We start from the raw sequence: 17,656 nt of genomic DNA, 5'->3' as shown, positions 1-17,656 counted from the left end.
CCTACCGTTCGGCTGCGGCCAACCGTTGAAATGATTTTGATGCCAACAGATTTGTGAGACGCGCCCAGCCTTCACCGGATGGCAGGCCGAAACGCAGAGTTTTCGGGCGTTCTGCAAAGGAACGCACGAGAATACCGGCCTCGCCGAGCTGTTCGAACAAGGCAGATGCGTTGGAATGGGTAACGAGCCGGAACAGCGACGTGCCACCTACGATTTTCAGACCTGCACTTACGAGAAGATCATCGAGCCGCCCGGCATCGGCTTGCAAAGTCTCCCGCATGGCATTCTGCCATTCCCGGTCGGCCAGTGCCTGCCCGGCAATCTGCAGGGCCGGCCCGGAAATCGCCCACGGCCCGAGACGCGCTTCGATACGCTGGACATCTTCGGCTGGTGCCAGTGCAAAACCGAGGCGCAGCCCGGCAAGGCCGTAAAACTTTCCAAACGAGCGCAGCACCACGAGGCCGGGGCTGATATCGCCCGCCACGCTGTGACCGGTCGGCACTACATCCATAAAAGCTTCATCGACAACCAGCAGGCCACCTTTTGACGCCATATGGCTGGCCAGCCGCAGAAGTTCGGCCCGTTCGATCAACCGCCCATCCGGGTTGTTGGGATTGACGACCAGCGCGAAATCGGCGGCAAAAAGCTCTTCGAAATCGGCGGTTTCTGCGACGTCGAAACCGGCAAGCCGCGCCATGCGGGCATGTTCCGCATAGGTGGGCGACAGGATGGCGGCTTTCGCGCCCGGCCGCAGGCTGCCCCCGAAAGCGGCCTCGATCAGCAGCGGCAAAAGGATCTGCGTTCCCGGTGCTGCTACCACCTGATCGGCTGACGGCGCGCCATAGAGGCTGGCAGCTTCACGTTTCAGCGAGAACAGGGCCGCTGGCTCCGGCAGGCGACAGAAAGCGGTGGAAGTGACATCCGAATGCGGGTAGGCATGCGGATTGATACCGGTGGAAAGATCGATCCAGGGTTTTGGCGCATGCGGAAAGCGGGCGTTTGCCCCGGCAAGATTGCCGCCGTGATCGATTTTCTGGTCCGGTTCAACGTTTCGCTGCATGTTTTTTACGCTCGCCTTTTTCTCCCTGCTTATTGAACGGCTCTGCGGTTATCCGCAATGGCTGGTGAGGGCCATCGGCCATCCGGTGATCTGGATCGGCACGATGATCGGCTGGCTGGACGGTAAGCTGAATAGGGCTGGCCAGAGTTTTGCGCGGCGGAAACTGATGGGCGTGGTGGCGCTGGTCTCCATTCTCGGCAGCGTGGTTTTTGTCACCCTCGGCATCAGCTGGGCGCTGGGCACTTCGCTGTTCGCACTCGCCATTCTGGCGGTGATCGCTTCCAGCCTGACCGCGCAAAAAAGCCTCGAAGACCATGTTCTCGCCGTCGCCAATGCACTGGATGCCGAAGGGCTGACAGCAGGACGAAAGGCCGTATCGATGATCGTCGGGCGTGACCCGGACCAGCTGGACGAACCGGCCGTCTGTCGGGCAGCGATCGAAAGTCTTGCCGAAAATTTTTCCGACGGTATTACCGCACCGGCCCTGTGGCTCGGCATTGGCGGACTGGCGGGCGGTGCGGCCTACAAGGCGGCCAATACCGCCGACAGCATGATTGGCCATCGCAGCGAACGTCATGAAGCCTTTGGCTGGGCGGCAGCACGTTTCGACGACCTCATCAACCTGCCGGCATCGCGGCTGACGGCGTTGCTGTTCGTTCTCTCATGTTTTTTCGTGCCCGGCGCTTCAGCTAAGGACGCATGGAAAACCGTGTGGCGCGATGCGAAAAAACACCGCTCACCCAATGCCGGCTGGCCGGAAGCGGCAATGGCCGGCGCGCTCGGTCTGGCACTGGCGGGCCCGCGCGTTTATGGCGGCACTCTCGTGCCCGACCATTTCATGGGCGCCGGCGGGCGTCGTGAGGCGACACCGACCGATATTCGCAAGGCGCTGAAACTGGCACGTTTTGCCGATATCCTGATGATTGCCCTGTTTGGCCTGTTGGCGCTAACGGGCCTGCTTATCGCGCGAGCCTGAGCAACGCCTCGATATCGAGGTGCTTTTCCATATGCTGCGCCAGTCGATCCAGAACCTCATCCACTTCGGCTTCATAATCGATATCAGAAGCCTTGCCGCCCAGCCGCTGCAGCCATGCGGAGCGCTGGCAGTCATCGGCAAACAGGCCATGGACATAAGTGCCGAACACCCGGCCGCTTTTCGAAATCGCACCATCCGGCGAACCGCCGATGTCGGAAAATGGATGCTGACAATCCGGTCCGACGGTTCGGCCAATGTGCATTTCATAGCCGGCGAATGAAATACCGTCGGCGCTGGTACCGGTCACGGCTTCCAGCCGTTTCTCACTGGAAAGCGTGGTCTCGACATCGAGCAGGCCAAGGCCTTCGACCGTGCCGGCCTCCCCCTCCATGCCATCGGGATCACGCACCGTGCGGCCAAGCATCTGGTAACCGCCGCAGAGACCCAGCACATGACCGCCGCGACGCACATGGGCGGCAAGATCGATATCGAAACCGGCGGCCTTGAAGACTGCGAGATCGGCAATGGTCGCCTTCGAGCCGGGCAGAAGCACGAGATCTGCATCAACCGGCAGCGTCTGGCCGGGACGCACGCGAACGACATCCACATCCGGCTCTGCATCGAGCGGATCCAGATCGTCGAAATTGGAAATATGCGGCAGGACCGGCACGGCGATGCGGATTTTTGCGCCCTTCTTAACGATGGCCGCAGCATCCAGCGCCAGTGCATCTTCGGCCGGCAGGCGGCGGGCTTCGGAAAAAAACGGCAGGAGGCCGATCGGCTGCCAGCCGGTATGCGCCTCGATCATCGCCATGCCATCGGCAAACAGGGTAGGATCCCCCCGAAACCGGTTGACGATGAAACCGTGGATCATTGCCGCATCTTCCGCCTCCAGCACCAATTTTGTGCCGGCAATACTGGCAATGACGCCGCCACGATCGATATCGCCGATCAGGATGACCGGCACATCGGCTAAGCGGGCAAAACCCATATTGGCAATGTCATTTCGGCGCAGATTGACTTCCGAGGCGCTGCCCGCCCCTTCCACCAGAACAATATCCGCCTGAGCCTTCAGAAACTCGAAACTTTCCATGACACGCGCCATCAGCGCCGCCTTCATGCCCTGATAGTCCGACGCTTTCGCATTGCCCTGCACGCGGCCCTGCACCACCACCTGCGCGCCAACCTCGCTTTGCGGCTTCAGGAGAACCGGGTTCATGTGCACCGACAACGGCACTTTTGCTGCCCGCGCCTGCAGGGCCTGCGCGCGGCCGATCTCGCCGCCATCGGCCGTGACGGCCGCGTTGTTCGACATGTTTTGCGGCTTGAACGGCTGCACTTTCAAGCCGCGATTGGTCAACGCGCGCGCAAGCCCTGCGACAAGCAGCGACTTACCGACGTCAGACCCGGTTCCCTGAAACATGATCGCACGCGCAGTCATCTGCCTGCCTTTAGAATTCTATGCCGGACTGGGCTTTTACACCCGCCTTGAAGTGATGTTTGACCAACGTCATTTCAGTGACCGTGTCGGCAGCTTCGATCAGGGCCGGCTTGGCATTGCGGCCGGTGATGACGACGTGCAGATCTTCGCGGCGGGCTTTCAGCGACGCGATGACCGCGTCGAGATCGAGATAGTCGTAACGCAGGGCGATGTTGAGTTCATCGAGCAGCAGCAGACCGATTGTCGGATCGGTCATCAGTTCCTCGGCCTTGGCCCAGGCGCGCTCTGCGGCGGCGATATCGCGCTTCAGATCCTGCGTCTCCCAGGTAAATCCCTCACCCATCGTATGCCATTCGACGCGATCACCAAAGAGTTCCAGCGCCGGGCGTTCGCCGGTTTCCCAGGCACCCTTGATGAACTGCACGACACCGACACGGCGACCATTGCCCAGCATGCGCAGCGCCAGACCGAAAGCGGCAGTCGACTTGCCCTTGCCGGGGCCGGTATTGACGATCATCAGGCCTTTTTCGATGGTTTTTTCCGCCACTTCGGCATCCTGCACCGCCTTGCGATTGGCCATCTTGCGCTGGTGGCGCTCGGCTTCCTGCGTGTCGATCTCTTTCATGTTCGGCTCCTCGGCTGGTGGCTGGCTCTGGCGAAGCGCGGACTATAGGGGATTCGTTTCGCGCGGCAATGCAGCGCTTCCATCAGGGGCTTTTCATTGACACCGATGGCCCCGCGCCTTAACGAAAAGGCGACGGTCTTTTCCCGGCAATGGGAAAAGCTAAGAGGGAACGTGGTACCGCCCGAACACGGGTTTCATGCCACGGCTGCCCCCGCAACTGTAGGCGGTTAGCCCCGCACCACGCCACTGAAAGCGATTTCGGGAAGGCGGCGATAGGGCGACGATCCGCAAGCCAGGAGACCTGCCGTCAGACATAAAATTCCGGCCGGGCGGGGTGCTCCGGCATGGATCGTTTCAAGGCGGAAGGTCCTTTGGACATTCTTGGCCTGCGCGCGCCCCGCATGTGTTTGATCAAACGGGGTAGATGCTTGGATTTTCAAGGGACAGACGACGGCCAGGAAAGCGACACGGCGACGGCAAAACCGGCGGTGACGATTTTTGTCTGCGCCAGTTGCCGCGCCAGCGAGGGTTCCACCGAGGAGCCGCGGCAGGGCACACATCTCCTGAACGCCACCATGGAAGCCGCCGCACAGCAAGCGCCTGACGTGACCATCAAGAGCGTCAACTGTCTTTCCAACTGCAAGCGCGGCCCGAGCGCGGTGATCGCAAGACAGGACGGCTGGACCTATGTGTTCGGTCATCTGGCGCTGGAAAATGCCGGCGATCTGGTGACCGGCGCCGAGCTGATCGCCACCTCTGCCGACGGTTTGATGCCCTGGAAAGGGCGTCCGGACTGTCTGAAACGCAACATGATCGCCCGTATTCCGCCCTTCGATTTCAACTGACAGACCGACATTCAAGGAAAAAGCCCATGACCGCCAATCTCGCCCGCATTCCCTGCACCGTCGTCACCGGTTTTCTTGGCGCCGGCAAAACCACGCTTCTGCGCCACACGCTGCAGAACCTTGAGGGCAAGCGTCTTGCCGTCATCGTCAACGAGTTCGGTGATGTCGGCATCGATGGCGAAATCTTGAAAAGCTGCGGTATCGAAAACTGCCCGGACGACAATATCGTCGAACTGGCAAACGGCTGCATCTGCTGCACCGTCGCCGACGATTTTGTGCCGGCGATCGACAAGATTCTGGCGCTGGAGCCGAAGGTCGACCACATCCTGATCGAGACCTCGGGTCTTGCCCTGCCAAAGCCGCTGGTTCAGGCCTTCCAGTGGCCAAGCGTGAAAAGCCGCGTGACCGTCGATGGCGTTGTCGCCGTGGTTGATGGTCTGGCACTGGCCGAAGGCCGCGTGGCCGACGACATGGAAGCGCTGGCCGCCCAGCGGGCGCAAGACGATTCCTTGGATCATGACAACCCGGTCGAGGAAGTGTTTGAGGACCAGATCGCCTGCGCCGATCTCGTCATCCTCACCAAGGCCGACCTCTTGGACGAAAAGGGGCTGGAGATCGCCAATGCGCATGTGACCGAACATCTGCCGCGCGCCGTGCGCATCGTGCCGGCATCCAATGGCGTGGTCGATCCGGCCGTGTTTATCGGTCTTGGCCTTGCTGTCGAGGACGACATCGACAACCGCAAGACCCATCACGACGACGAACTGGACCACGAACACGACGATTTCGACAGCTTTGTTCTGGATGTGCCGGCGATTGCCGATCCGGCTGAACTGAGCCAGCGCATTGCCGATGTGACGGCAGCCGAAAAGGTTCTGCGCATCAAGGGTTATGTGGAAGTGGCCGGCAAGCCGATGCGGCTTCTGGTGCAGGCTGTTGGCCCGCGCGTGAACCACTATTTCGACCGCCCCTGGGCCGCCAATGAAGAGCGCCGCTCGCGCCTCGTCGTTATCGGCGAAAAGGGTATCGATGCAGCCAAGATTGAAAAAATTCTGGCAGCCTGATGCATATCCTTGCCACCACGTCCTCGTCGCTAGACGACCTGATCGAACCGGTCGATCTCAACCAGACGCCGGGCGACGTGGTGGTGCTGTCCTTTACCGACAGCGATCTCAACGGCATTGCATCAGCATGGGCGAAGGGTGGCAAAGACATGCCGTCGCTCAGGCTCGCCAATATATCCGAACTGCGGCATCCGATGTCGGTCGATCTATGGATCGACAAGGTGGCGCGGTTCGCAAAACTCATCCTCGTGCGTATTCTCGGCGGCCATGACCGCTGGTCTTACGGCGCCGACGAATTGGCCCGCATGGCGCGCGCCCGCGGCGTCATACTCATCATGTTGCCGGGAGAATGCAGCGAACGCGACGCGCGGCTGGCGGCGGGATCGACCGTTTCGTCAGAGGAACTCGACCGACTGCTTTCCTATTTTCGCGAGGGCGGGCCGGAAAATATGGGCCATCTGGCGGCAAGGCTGGCTGGCCTTGCACAAGGTGAAACAGCTGACGTAGCCGATGCGGTCAGCGTACCGAAAGCCGGGTTCTATAACCCCGGTTTCGGCGTGAGCGATGATCCGGCAAACCTGCTGGGGACAATGCCGGGCGCGGCGATCGTGCCGATCCTGTTTTATCGCTCCATGCTTCTCGCCAGCGACGTGGCGCCGATCGATGCGCTGTTTGCCGCTTTGCGGGAAAAGAACATTCTGGCCGTGCCGATCTTCGTCGCCGGTCTGAAGGACAAGGTTTCCCTAACCTTCGTTGAACAAGCGATGGATAGGCTGAAACCTTCGGCGATCATCACCGCCACCGCCTTTGCCAGCGGCTCGGACGCTGACGGAAAAACATTGTTCGACCGGCTGGGCGTGCCGGTTCTGCAGGTGATCGTTGCCACCACGCGGCGGGACGCCTGGGCGGAAAACCGGCGCGGGCTGGGGCCGGCGGATCTTGCCATGCATGTGGTTTTGCCGGAACTCGATGGACGTATTCTTGCCGGTGCCATCTCCTTCAAGGATGCGCGTGATGAGGATGCACTGGGCTTTGCGGGGCTGATCAACCGGCCTGAACCGGACCGGGTGGAACAGGTGGCTGGCCGTATCAATAGCCTGTTGAAGCTTCAGCAAACCGCACGGAAAGACCGGCGCATCGTCATCCTGATCCCGGATTATCCGGGCGCGCCGGGCCGCACCGGTTATGCTGTCGGGCTGGATGTGCCGCAAAGCGTGCTGGAAATGCTGATCCAGCTGCGTGAATCCGGCTATGATGTCGAAAATATTCCCGGAGATGCTCGGCAACTGCTGCAACGTCTCGATAGGTCGGGCGAAACCTGTTCGCTGGAAGATTATCGCGCATTCTTCAAAACCTTGCCGGCAGAAGCTCGTGATGCCGTGATAGCCACGTGGGGCGAGGCGGAAGGCGATGAAGCTTTGCGGGATGGCGCGTTCGGTTTTCGCGCCGCCCGCTTTGGCAATATCACCGTGGCGCTGGCGCCGGATCGCGGCCGGGAAGTGGATCGGCGCACCGATTACCACGATCCCGAACGCCCGCCACGCCACGGGCTGATCGCTTTTGGTGCGTGGCTGCGACGAAACCTCGATGTGCATGCGCTCGTGCATGTCGGGGCGCATGGCACGCTGGAATGGCTGCCGGGCAAGACCGTGGCGATGTCCAAAAAATGTTTTCCGGAGATCGTGCTGGGCCCACTGCCGGTCATCTATCCGTTCATCGTCTCCAATCCGGGCGAAGCAGCCGTCGCCAAACGACGAATTTCCGCCGTCACCATCGGCCACCTGCCGCCGCCCTTGACGGAGGCAGGCCTTTCCGACGACCAGAAAAAGCTGGAACTGCTGGTCGATGAATATGCGCAGGCCGACGGTCTCGACCGCCGTCGCCGCGACCGGCTGGCAAAACTGATCGTCGAGATGGCACAGGAAACCGGAATTTCCGGCGATGCGGGTGTAGCGGCGGACGAGGATGCCGATGCGGCGTTGACGCGGATCGATGCGTTTTTGTGCGACCTGAAAGATCTGGCGATCAAGGACGGCCAGCACGTTTTTGGCCGCGATACCGATCCGACTACAGACACGCCCGACCCATTGAGAAAACAGAGTGCCGAGGGTGAGCGAAAAGCTTTTCTGGATGCACTGGACGGTCGCCATATCACCGCCGGACCTTCCGGCGCGCCGGCACGCGGACGCCGCGACGTGTTGCCGACCGGGCGCAATCTTTACGCCTCCGACCCGCGCACCATGCCGACGCCGACGGCATTCGAACTGGGCAAACGCGCCGCCGACGAGGTGCTGCGGCGGTATCTGCAGGACCATGGCGACTGGCCCAAAAGCCTTGTCATCGACCTGTGGGGAAGTGCTACCTTGCGCAGCGGCGGCGAGGAAGTGGCGCAGGGACTGGCGCTTATGGGTGCGAAACCAGTGCAGGACCCGGCGACGGGACGCATCACCGGCATAGACATTTTAGCCCCGGCAAGTCTGGGTCGTCCGCGCGTGGATGTCAGCTTTCGCATTTCCGGCCTTTTCCGAGACATGTTCACGCCGCTGATCACGCTGCTGGATGCCGCCACCCGCGCCATTGCCGCGCGCGAGGAAGCGCCGGGTGACAATCCGCTTTCGGAAACGGCACGCATAGAAGGAAAGGCGCCGCAGCGCATTTTTGGCTCTGCCCCCGGCACCTATGGCGCCGGCATCGAGGAACGTCTTTCCGATGGCGATTGGCGCGAGCGTGAAGACCTCGGAAAACTGTATCTCGATGCCACCAGCCACGCCTTTGGCGGCGCCGAGGGTGAAGGCGTGGAAGCACGCGAACAATTTGCCGAACGTATTCGCACCGCCGATCTTCTTGTTCATGCCGGCGACGACCCCGGCCGCGATCTGCTGGACGGCTCGGCCGATGTCGCCTTTATCGGCGGCTTTTTCGCAGCCGTCGCAGCACTCGGCGGCAAGGCGGATGTAATTGCGCTCGACACCACCGACCCGGACCGGCCGCGCGCGCGTTCCGTCGTCGAGGCCGTGACCCGCATCGTGCGGGCGCGCGCCACCAATCCGCGCTTTATAACCGGCCAGATGCGGCATGGGCCGCGCGGCGCTTCCGAATTTGCCGAAACGGTCGACCGGCTGGTGGGTTTTGCCGAAACGACCGATGCCATTCCCGGCTCGCTGATCGAGGCCGTCTATCAGGCCTATGTGGCAGATGAGGCTGTGCGAAACTTCATTCTCGACCAGAACCGGGAAGCAGCGCGTGCCATTGCAGAACGTTTTCTGTCGGCGCGCCGCCGTGGCCTGTGGCATCCGCGCCGCAATTCCGTCGATGGCGAACTGGAGAGGTTTTTGGCGGATGCAACAAGCGACGATGTAATGGTGCGGGCATGACAGCAATCGCGCTTCATCCCGAGCAAAAGGCATCGCCCATGGTGCGCGGCGCCTGCCCGGCGCTTTCGACCCCGATGATGACCGGCGATGGCCTGCTGGCCCGCATCGGCCTCGACGGGGCTATTCGGCCAACCGATCTCGTCCGCATCGGCGAACTGGCAGAGCGCCATGGCAACGGGCTGATCGACATTTCCGCACGTGGCAATATTCAGGTCCGGGGCTTGACGGCGTCGAGCGCGAAGGTTTTGGAAACCGACATTCGCCGGCTGAGCCTGCCATTGCGGGATGGTGTACCGGTGGAAACCGGTGCACTGGCGGGGCTTGATCCGACTGAAATTGCCAATCCTGAACCGTTGGCTCAAAACATCCGTGATTTTATCGCCGAATATGACCTGTCGCGGCGACTTGCGGCAAAATTTGCCGTGGTGGTGGAAGGTGGCGGGCAATTGCCGTTGCATGACCTGCTGGCGGATATCCGGCTGGTGGCGACACGGCAGGACAGCAAGATTTTCTGGCAGGTCTTGCTTGGCGGCACGGCGCAGACGGGACGTCTTGTCGGGCTGGTGGCCGATGGCAATGCAGGAACCTGTGCGACGCTGGTTCTGGCGCGAATTGCCGCGATGGAAAAGCCGCTACGTGGGCGGCAGCTGGATTTGGCCGAAGTACGCGGCTGGCTTGGTGATATTTTGTTTGAGGGCAGAGTTTCTGCTGCCGAACAGGCGACGCTGGCCTTTGGGTTGTTGCCGCTGGTTGATCAGGCTGTCATCGCTGCTGAGCCCAGCGAACCATCGGTGGTTCGCGACGTTAACCTCCGACAGATTTCACCCCTTGAGGAGGAGATGCTCGGCAAGGCAGAGGGGGATGATACCTCCGCAAACGATGCCAATCAGCTATCCAGCCGAACCGGTGCTTACCCCCCTCTGTCAGCTTCGCTGACGTCTCTCCCTCAAGGGGGGAGATCATTGGGAGTTTGCCGTCCCCTTCATGCTGCCCGCATCGGCATTCCCTTCGGGCAATGCTCTGCCGAAACGCTGATCGAACTTGGTCGGCAGGCCGAGGCGGCGGGCATCGAAATGCTGCGCCCCGCCATCGATCACTCCATCGTTTTTTTCGGACCCGACCACGCCTGCCGCACGCTGATCGATGTTTCCAAAAATCTCATCCTTTCGCAAAACGACCCACGTGCAAAAATCGCCGCCTGCCCCGGAAAGCCGGCCTGCAATTCCGCATCTGTCAAAACCCATGCATTGGGAGAGACGGCGGCCGAAAATATTGCCGATCTGCTGGATGGCTCCTTCACGCTGCATCTTTCCGGCTGCACGAAGGGCTGCGCCCACCCGGCAAAGGCGTTTGTGAACCTTGTCGGGATGAATGACGGCGCGGCATTGATCTTCGACGGCAAAACAAGCGATATGCCGCTCAAACTCATCCGCCATGGAGAGGAAGCCAAAACACTCGAAGTTTTGGCCGATCTCGTCCGCCTCGAAAGAGGAATTGGCGAAACCACACGCGACTGTCTTTGTCGGCTGGGCCCTGCCCGGCTACAAACGGCACTTTCGCAAGGACTGTCATGACCCGATACGACTATATTCGCGAAGGCGATGCCATTTACCAAAAATCCTTCGCCATCATTCGCGGAGAAAGCGACCTGTCGCGGTTTTCGCAAGACGAGGCGGAGATTGCCATCCGCATGATCCATGCCTGCGGACAGGTGGAAGCGGCGCAGCACTTTCATTTCTCCCCGGACTTCGTGACCGTTGCACGCAGCGCATTGAAGGCCGGAAAGCCGATTTTTTGCGACGCGCAGATGGTGGCGCATGGCGTGACCCGCGCCCGCCTGCCGGCAGACAACAAGGTGATCTGCACGCTGCAGGATCCGCGCACGCCGGAACTTGCCAAACAGATCGGCAATACCCGTTCAGCCGCAGCACTTGATCTGTGGGTCGATCAACTGGAAGGCGCGCTGGTCGCCATCGGCAATGCGCCGACCGCGCTGTTTCATCTTCTGGAAATGCTCGATGCCGGTGGACCGCGCCCGGCCGCCATCATCGGCATGCCGGTCGGTTTCGTGGGAGCAGCAGAATCCAAGGAAGCACTGGCGATCAGCCACCACAAGATTCCCTATGCCATCGTTTCCGGCCGCATGGGCGGTTCGGCCATGACAGCGGCGGCCATCAACGCGCTTGCGAGGGCCGGACTTTGAATAACATCAAGAAAGGCCGCGTCATCGGCGTCGGCACCGGACCGGGAGATCCGGAACTTCTCACGCTGAAGGCCGTGCGCGCCATCGCGGAAGCCGATGTCATCGCCTTTTTCACCAAGAAGGGCGGCAACGGCAATGGCCGCGCCATCGTGGAAGCGCATGTGCGCCCCGGCACGATCGAACTGCCGCTCGTCTATCCCGTCACGGTCGAGATGGACAAGGATGGCGACGATTATCGCAGTGCCATCGCCGATTTCTTCGATCGGTCTGCCGACGAGATTGCCACGCATCTGGATGCCGGCCGCACCGTGGCGGTGCTGAGCGAAGGCGACCCGCTGTTTTACGGTTCCTACATGCACCTGCATCTGCGCCTTGCGACAGGTTACGACGCCGAAGTGGTGCCAGGCGTGACCGCCATGTCCGGCTGCTGGTCAATGGCCGGCCTGCCGCTGGTGCAGGGCGACGACATTTTGAGCGTGCTGCCTGGCACGCTTGCAGAAGACATTCTGGCGGACCGGCTTTCCGGAACGGATGGCGCCGTGATCATGAAGGTTGGCCGCAACCTGCCAAAGATCCGGCGTGCGCTTGCCGCCGTCGGCAAGCTGGAGGGCGCTATCTATGTGGAGCGCGGCACGATGGCGACGGCGGCCATGACCCCACTCGCCGAACGTGACGAAAGCCCTGCGCCCTATTTTTCCATCGTGCTGGTTCCCGGCTGGAAGGCGCGACCATGACCTCCTCAATCAGCGGATCACTGACCGTCATCGGACTTGGCCCCGGCAATGCCGCGCAGGTGACGCCGGAAGCACTGGCCGCCATCGAGGCCGGCGAGGACTTCTTTGGTTATGGCCCTTATGTCGACCGGCTGAACCTGCGCGACGACCAGCGTCGCCACGCCTCCGACAACCGCGAGGAAATTTCCCGCGCTGAGGCAGCCCTGATGCTGGCGGCGAAGGGTGGAAGAGTCTGTGTGGTTTCCGGTGGTGATGCCGGCGTGTTTGCCATGGCCGCCGCCGTTTGCGAAGCGATCGAGGCCGGACCGGCGGAATGGCGCGAGATCCATTTTTCGGTCGTGCCGGGCATTACCGCGATGCTGGCCGTGGCGGCCCGCGTCGGTGCACCGCTGGGACACGATTTCTGCGCGATCTCGTTGTCCGACAATCTGAAACCGTGGGAACTGATCGAAAAACGGCTGATTGCGGCGGCCGAGGCCGGTTTCGTGATGGCCTTCTACAACCCTGTCAGCAAGGCACGACCGCACCAGCTTTCACGCGCCTTCGATGTGCTGCGCGCGCATCTGCCGGGTTCTGTGACGGTCGTGTTCGGCCGCGCCGCCGGACGCCCGGATGAGCGGATGCGGATCGAGCCATTGTCGAACGCGCATTCCGACATGGCCGACATGGCCACCTGCATCATCGTCGGCTCCACCGAAACGCGACTGATCGAGCGTCCCGGTCAGGCACCGTTGGTTTATTCGCCGCGCTCAGCCGGAAAGATCTGATCGAGATGGGAAAGCACGGCATCCACGCTTTGAAACGATGTGACCTGCGGCAGTTCGGGCCGGCGGATGATGATCACCTCGATGCCAAGCGCGCGTGCCGCCGCAATCTTTCCATAACTGGCGCTGCCGCCGGAATTTTTCGAAACAATGGTATCGATGCCGTTGTCGGCCAGAAGCGCCAGTTCGTCCGCCTCGCGAAACGGGCCACGGTCGGTGATATAATGCGCCGAGGGGACAGCCAATGGCGGCTCTACCGGATCGACGCTGCGGATGACGTATCGATGCTGCGGAGCCTGTTCGAACGGCAAAAGTTCCTGCCGGCCAAGCGCCAGAAAAACGCGGCGCAGGGTTTTGCCAAGCGCGGCGACCGCAGCTTCGACATGTTCCACATGTATCCAGCGATCACCATCCTGCTCACACCAGCCATCGCGGCGCAGAGCGACCAGCGGAGTGCCGGAAAGGCGACTTGCCTCGGCAGCATTGGCGGAAATGCGCGCGGCATAAGGGTGGGTAGCGTCGATCAGCAGATCGACACGGTTTTCCGTGAGATGATCGGCCAGCCCCTGCGCGCCGCCAAAACCACCGGTGCGCACCGGAACCGGCATGACGATCGGCGAGCGCGTACGGCCGGCGAGCGACAGGGTGGTTGCAAGACTGTGCCGTTTGGCCAAAACCTCGGCCAGCAGCCGGGCTTCGGTCGTGCCGCCCAGAATGAGGATGGAGTTTTTCAAAATGCCTCCTGAATCAGATCCGCACCATGTAACGACAGATCCTTGGTTGTCCATCATCGGCATTGGCGAGGATGGCGTGGCCGGGCTCGGCGAACGGGCGAAGGCCGCGATTTCGGCGGCCTCCTTCGTGTTCGGCGGCAAACGGCATCTCGAACTGGCTGCACCGCTGATCCGCGGTGAAGCGCAGCCATGGCCACAGCCTTTCGATGCGGCTATGGCCGCGGTGCTGGACCTGCGTGGCCAGAAAGTCTGCGTGCTGGCTTCGGGGGATCCTTTTCTGTTCGGCGTCGGCGTGACGCTTTCGCCGCGTCTCGAATCCGGCGAATATTTTTGCGTCCCCGCACCCTCTGCCTTTTCGCTGGCGGCATCCCGGTTGGGCTGGGCCTTGCAGGATATCGAGACGGTATCGCTGCATGGTCGCTCGCTCGATCTCATCCGCCCGCTTCTGCATCCGGGCCGAAAAATTCTGGCGCTGACATCGGATGAAACCGGGCCGGCAGCGCTGGCGACCTTGCTGACCGAAAGCGGCTTCGGAACATCGCGCCTGACGGTGCTTGAAGCGCTTGGTGGCGAACAGGAGCGTGTTCGCAACAGCATGGCCGATGATTTTGGTCTGGACAACATCAACACTCTCAATGTCGTAGCCATCGAGGTGGCCGCTTCGAAAAACGCAAAAATCCTGCCGCTTGGCTGCGGAATGGATGACGACCTGTTTGACCATGACGGGCAGATCACCAAACGCGAAATCCGCGCGCTGACGCTTTCCGCACTCAGCCCTCGGCGCGGCGAGCTTCTGTGGGATATCGGTGCAGGATCCGGTTCAATCGGCATCGAATGGATGCTGCGGCACCCTTCCATGCGGGCGATTGCCATCGAGAGCGATGCGACACGCTCGGTGCGGATCGGCCATAATGCAGCCGCCTTGGGCGTGCCCGGTCTACGCATCATGAAAGGCACGGCGCCGGATGCGCTTGTTGGCCTGCCGAAGCCGGATGCCATCTTTATAGGCGGCGGCGGCAGCGAGCCGGGTGTGTTCGATGCCGCCGTGGAGGCACTGGGGCCGGACGGACGGCTGGTGGCGAACGCGGTGACGCTGGAAATGGAGGCGGTACTGCTGGCCGCGCACGCAAGACTGGGTGGATCACTTAGTCGGCTAGAGATTTCTCGCGCGGCACCGATCGGCAAAATGCTCGGCTGGCGGCCGGCCATGCCGGTGACGCAGTGGGTCTGGACAAAACCTTGAGCGGGACGGCAATCACAAGGCGGATCGTTGCCGGCATCGGCTGCCGCAAGGATACGCCGGCAGAAACCATCCTGCACGTGCTGACTGAAGCGCTGGAGACGACGGGGCTGGACGGACAGATACCCGACATGCTGGCGACCGGTGGCTTTAAGGCCGACGAGGCCGGGATCATCGAGGCCGCGAGAAAGCTCGGCATTCCGATGGTCGTGGTCGAACAGGCAGCGCTTGCATCTGCCGCCCCGCGCACTCTGACCGTTTCAGAAATGAGCCTTGCCCATGCCGGCACACCAAGTCTCTGCGAGGCGGCGGCCCTTGCGGCAGCAGGTGAAACGGCCATGTTGGCGGCTCCAAGATATGTGCGCGACGGCGTGACCTGCGCCATTGCCATATCACACATCGAGACCAGAAAGACCTGAGACCATGACTGTTCACTTCATCGGCGCCGGCCCGGGCGCGGCAGACCTGATCACCGTGCGTGGTCGTGACCTGATTGGCAAATGCCCGGTATGCCTGTTTGCCGGCTCGATCGTGCCACGTGAACTGCTTTCCTATTGCCCGCCGGATGCTCGTATCGTCGATACGGCCTCTCTTTCGCTGGACGAGATCGAGGCCGAATATGTGAAGGCACATGCCGAGGGTAAGGATGTCGCGCGGCTGCATTCCGGCGATCTTTCGGTCTGGAGCGCCGTGGCCGAGCAGATCCGCCGACTGGAAAAACATGGCATCGACTATACGATGACGCCCGGCGTGCCGTCTTTTGCCGCAGCGGCTTCGGCGCTGAAACGCGAACTGACCATTCCCGAAGTGGCGCAGAGCCTCGTTCTGACCCGCGTTTCCGGCCGGGCATCAAAAATGCCCGAAGGCGAAAACCTGAAGGCTTTTGGCGCCACCGGTGCCACGCTCGCCATTCATCTCGCCATCCATGCGATCGGCAAGGTGGTGGAAGAACTGATGCCGCTTTATGGCGCCGATTGCCCGGTGGCCGTGGTGGTGCGGGCAACATGGCCGGACGAGCGTATCATTCGCGCCACGCTTTCGACCATAGAGGCGGAACTGGCCGCGGACCCGGTGGAGCGCACGGCACTGATCCTGGTTGGGCGCGGATTGGCTGCGGAGGATTTTTCCGAAAGCGCGCTTTACAATGCCGATTACGTGCGCCGGTTCCGGGGCGGAAACGGACCGGCGTGACGGCAGGAGATCTGGCATGACGGCACGCGCTCTCATCATCGGTGCACCATGCTCGGGTTCGGGCAAGACCAGCGTCACGATCGGCCTTTTGCGCGCCTTTGCACGGCGAGGAATAAAAGTGCGCGGTGTCAAATCGGGGCCGGATTACATCGATCCCGGTTTCCACCATGCCGCAACAAGCCTGCCCGGCCTGAACCTCGATACCTGGGCGATGGAACCGGCACTGGTGGCGCATCTACTCGATGATGCCGCCAAGGACACGGAACTAGTGCTGATCGAGAGCGCCATGGGCCTGTTCGACGGTATCGTGGGCGGCGAAGGCCGCACCGGTTCGGCCGCCGATCTGGCGCGGTTGCTCGGCATTCCGGTTCTGCTGGTGCTCGACGTGTCCGGCCAGTCGCAGACGGCGGCAGCTGTTGCCATGGGTTTCAAACATTATGACCCTGCCGTGAAAATCGCCGGCGTGATCATGAACCGGGCGGGCAGCGAGCGGCATGTCAAACTGTCCGGCGATGCGATTACCGCCACCGGCCTGCCGCTGACGGGCGCCGTGCTGCGCAACCCGGATCTGGTTCTGCCGGAACGGCATCTGGGGCTGGTGCAGGCGAGCGAACATCCGCAGATCGAAGGCCATATCGAAAAGCTGGCCGATGCGATGGAGACCTCGCTTGACCTCGATGCCATTTTCGATCTGGCCGTGCCACTGACACAGACGACCACCATGTCGCCGGAAACCAACCTGCAGCCTCCCGGTCAAAAAATTGCTCTGGCGCAGGATGCTGCTTTCACCTTCCTTTACCCGCATCTGGCCGCGCATTGGCGAGCGCAAGGTGCGGAAATCGTGCCTTTCTCACCGCTGGCCGATGAAGCTCCAGCCGGGGATTGCGATGTCTGCTGGCTGCCGGGCGGGTACCCGGAACTGCATGCCGGAACGATTGCCGCCGCCGAAAAATTTCGCAAAGGTTTGGCAGAATTTGCGCAGACAAAGCCGATTCACGGCGAATGCGGAGGCTATATGGTATTGGGCGAAGCGCTGGAGGATGCTGACGGCGTGACCCACAGGATGACCGGGCTTCTGTCTCACCAAACCAGCTTTGCCAAACGTCGCATGAATCTCGGATATCGTCAGGCGACGATTGTCGTGGATGGCCCTCTTGGAAAAGCGGGCAACATGATCCGGGGTCACGAGTTCCATTATGCCAGCGTGATTGATGCCGGGACGGACGAAGCCTTTGCGACGATTGCCGACGGCACCGGCAGGCCGCTTGGCACATCCGGCGGGCGGCGGCGGTTTGTGAGCGGCACGTTTTTTCACGCGATTGCGCGGGTAAGCGAGACTTAAACCGGCTCTTTTTTCGTCATCCCGGCCTTGGGCCGGGATCCAGCCGACACGCGTCTGCGTGGC

Annotated in this window: 16 protein-coding genes and 1 riboswitch; of the genes, 12 read left to right on the top strand and 4 right to left on the bottom strand. The window is 61.7% G+C overall.

What is annotated here, in order from left to right:
- Position 1: 1 nt before the first annotated feature.
- Positions 2-1,060 (bottom strand): threonine-phosphate decarboxylase CobD, encoded by a 1,059-nt coding sequence (gene cobD, locus J2T09_RS10365; RefSeq protein WP_306833991.1) that lies wholly within the window; start codon positions 1,058-1,060, stop codon positions 2-4.
- On the opposite strand from cobD, the gene cbiB reads away from it, so the two are divergent.
- Entirely contained in the window at positions 1,059-2,036 is a 978-nt protein-coding gene (cbiB, locus tag J2T09_RS10360) for an adenosylcobinamide-phosphate synthase CbiB (RefSeq protein WP_306833989.1), read from the top strand. The genes cobD and cbiB overlap by 2 nt on opposite strands.
- Here the strand turns inward: cbiB and J2T09_RS10355 are convergent.
- Positions 2,020-3,477 (bottom strand): cobyric acid synthase, encoded by a 1,458-nt coding sequence (locus J2T09_RS10355; RefSeq protein ID WP_306833987.1) that lies wholly within the window; start codon positions 3,475-3,477, stop codon positions 2,020-2,022. The two genes, cbiB and J2T09_RS10355, sit on opposite strands and share 17 nt — an antisense overlap.
- A 10-nt stretch (positions 3,478-3,487) precedes the next feature.
- Positions 3,488-4,102 (bottom strand): cob(I)yrinic acid a,c-diamide adenosyltransferase, encoded by a 615-nt coding sequence (gene cobO, locus J2T09_RS10350; protein ID WP_306833985.1) that lies wholly within the window; start codon positions 4,100-4,102, stop codon positions 3,488-3,490.
- A 116-nt stretch (positions 4,103-4,218) separates the two neighbouring features.
- A riboswitch (cobalamin riboswitch) is annotated at positions 4,219-4,425 on the top strand.
- Positions 4,426-4,530: 105 nt separating this feature from the next.
- Between cobO and J2T09_RS10345 the strand changes: the two genes are divergently transcribed.
- The 7 genes from J2T09_RS10345 to J2T09_RS10315 are packed head-to-tail and all read left to right on the top strand — an operon-like array spanning position 4,531 to position 13,089.
- Positions 4,531-4,947 carry a DUF1636 family protein gene (locus J2T09_RS10345; RefSeq protein WP_306833983.1) on the top strand — a complete coding sequence of 139 codons (417 nt, stop codon included), beginning with the start codon at positions 4,531-4,533 and terminating at the stop codon, positions 4,945-4,947.
- A gap of 26 nt (positions 4,948-4,973) precedes the next feature.
- Positions 4,974-6,011, top strand: a complete 1,038-nt coding sequence (cobW, locus tag J2T09_RS10340) for a cobalamin biosynthesis protein CobW (RefSeq protein ID WP_306833981.1) — start codon at positions 4,974-4,976, stop codon at positions 6,009-6,011.
- On the top strand, positions 6,011-9,385 hold the full coding sequence (cobN, locus tag J2T09_RS10335; protein ID WP_306833979.1) for a cobaltochelatase subunit CobN: 3,375 nt from the start codon (positions 6,011-6,013) through the stop codon (positions 9,383-9,385). The genes cobW and cobN overlap by 1 nt, the downstream gene beginning before the upstream one ends.
- Entirely contained in the window at positions 9,382-10,959 is a 1,578-nt protein-coding gene (gene cobG, locus J2T09_RS10330) for a precorrin-3B synthase (protein WP_306833977.1), read from the top strand. The genes cobN and cobG overlap by 4 nt, the downstream gene beginning before the upstream one ends.
- Positions 10,956-11,588, top strand: coding sequence for a precorrin-8X methylmutase (locus J2T09_RS10325; RefSeq protein ID WP_306833975.1), 633 nt, complete (start codon positions 10,956-10,958; stop codon positions 11,586-11,588). Before cobG ends, J2T09_RS10325 begins: the two co-directional genes overlap by 4 nt.
- Complete coding sequence (locus J2T09_RS10320) at positions 11,585-12,322, top strand: precorrin-2 C(20)-methyltransferase (protein ID WP_306833972.1); 738 nt, start codon at positions 11,585-11,587, stop codon at positions 12,320-12,322. Before J2T09_RS10325 ends, J2T09_RS10320 begins: the two co-directional genes overlap by 4 nt.
- Positions 12,323-12,330: 8 nt before the next feature.
- Positions 12,331-13,089, top strand: a complete 759-nt coding sequence (locus J2T09_RS10315) for a precorrin-3B C(17)-methyltransferase (protein ID WP_306834522.1) — start codon at positions 12,331-12,333, stop codon at positions 13,087-13,089.
- On the opposite strand, the gene J2T09_RS10310 is transcribed toward J2T09_RS10315, so the two are convergent.
- Positions 13,059-13,820, bottom strand: a complete 762-nt coding sequence (locus tag J2T09_RS10310) for a cobalt-precorrin-6A reductase (RefSeq protein WP_306833970.1) — start codon at positions 13,818-13,820, stop codon at positions 13,059-13,061. The two genes, J2T09_RS10315 and J2T09_RS10310, sit on opposite strands and share 31 nt — an antisense overlap.
- A 1-nt stretch (position 13,821) precedes the next feature.
- On the opposite strand from J2T09_RS10310, the gene cbiE reads away from it, so the two are divergent.
- The 4 genes from cbiE to J2T09_RS10290 are packed head-to-tail and all read left to right on the top strand — an operon-like array spanning position 13,822 to position 17,593.
- On the top strand, positions 13,822-15,063 hold the full coding sequence (gene cbiE / locus J2T09_RS10305) for a precorrin-6y C5,15-methyltransferase (decarboxylating) subunit CbiE (RefSeq protein ID WP_306833968.1): 1,242 nt from the start codon (positions 13,822-13,824) through the stop codon (positions 15,061-15,063).
- Positions 15,060-15,479 carry a cobalamin biosynthesis protein gene (locus J2T09_RS10300; protein WP_306833966.1) on the top strand — a complete coding sequence of 140 codons (420 nt, stop codon included), beginning with the start codon at positions 15,060-15,062 and terminating at the stop codon, positions 15,477-15,479. The genes cbiE and J2T09_RS10300 overlap by 4 nt, the downstream gene beginning before the upstream one ends.
- Before the next feature lie 4 nt (positions 15,480-15,483).
- A complete protein-coding gene (gene cobM, locus J2T09_RS10295; protein WP_306833965.1) occupies positions 15,484-16,251 on the top strand; it encodes a precorrin-4 C(11)-methyltransferase in 768 nt (255 codons plus the stop codon).
- A gap of 16 nt (positions 16,252-16,267) precedes the next feature.
- Positions 16,268-17,593, top strand: a complete 1,326-nt coding sequence (locus J2T09_RS10290; RefSeq protein WP_306833963.1) for a cobyrinate a,c-diamide synthase — start codon at positions 16,268-16,270, stop codon at positions 17,591-17,593.
- Positions 17,594-17,656: the final 63 nt, after the last annotated feature.

It is taken from the genome of Neorhizobium huautlense (genome assembly GCF_030811685.1).
GTDB lineage: Bacteria > Pseudomonadota > Alphaproteobacteria > Rhizobiales > Rhizobiaceae > Neorhizobium > Neorhizobium huautlense_A.
Note: the sequence above shows the minus strand (reverse complement) of the source record. Positions and strands in the feature narration are given on the sequence as shown.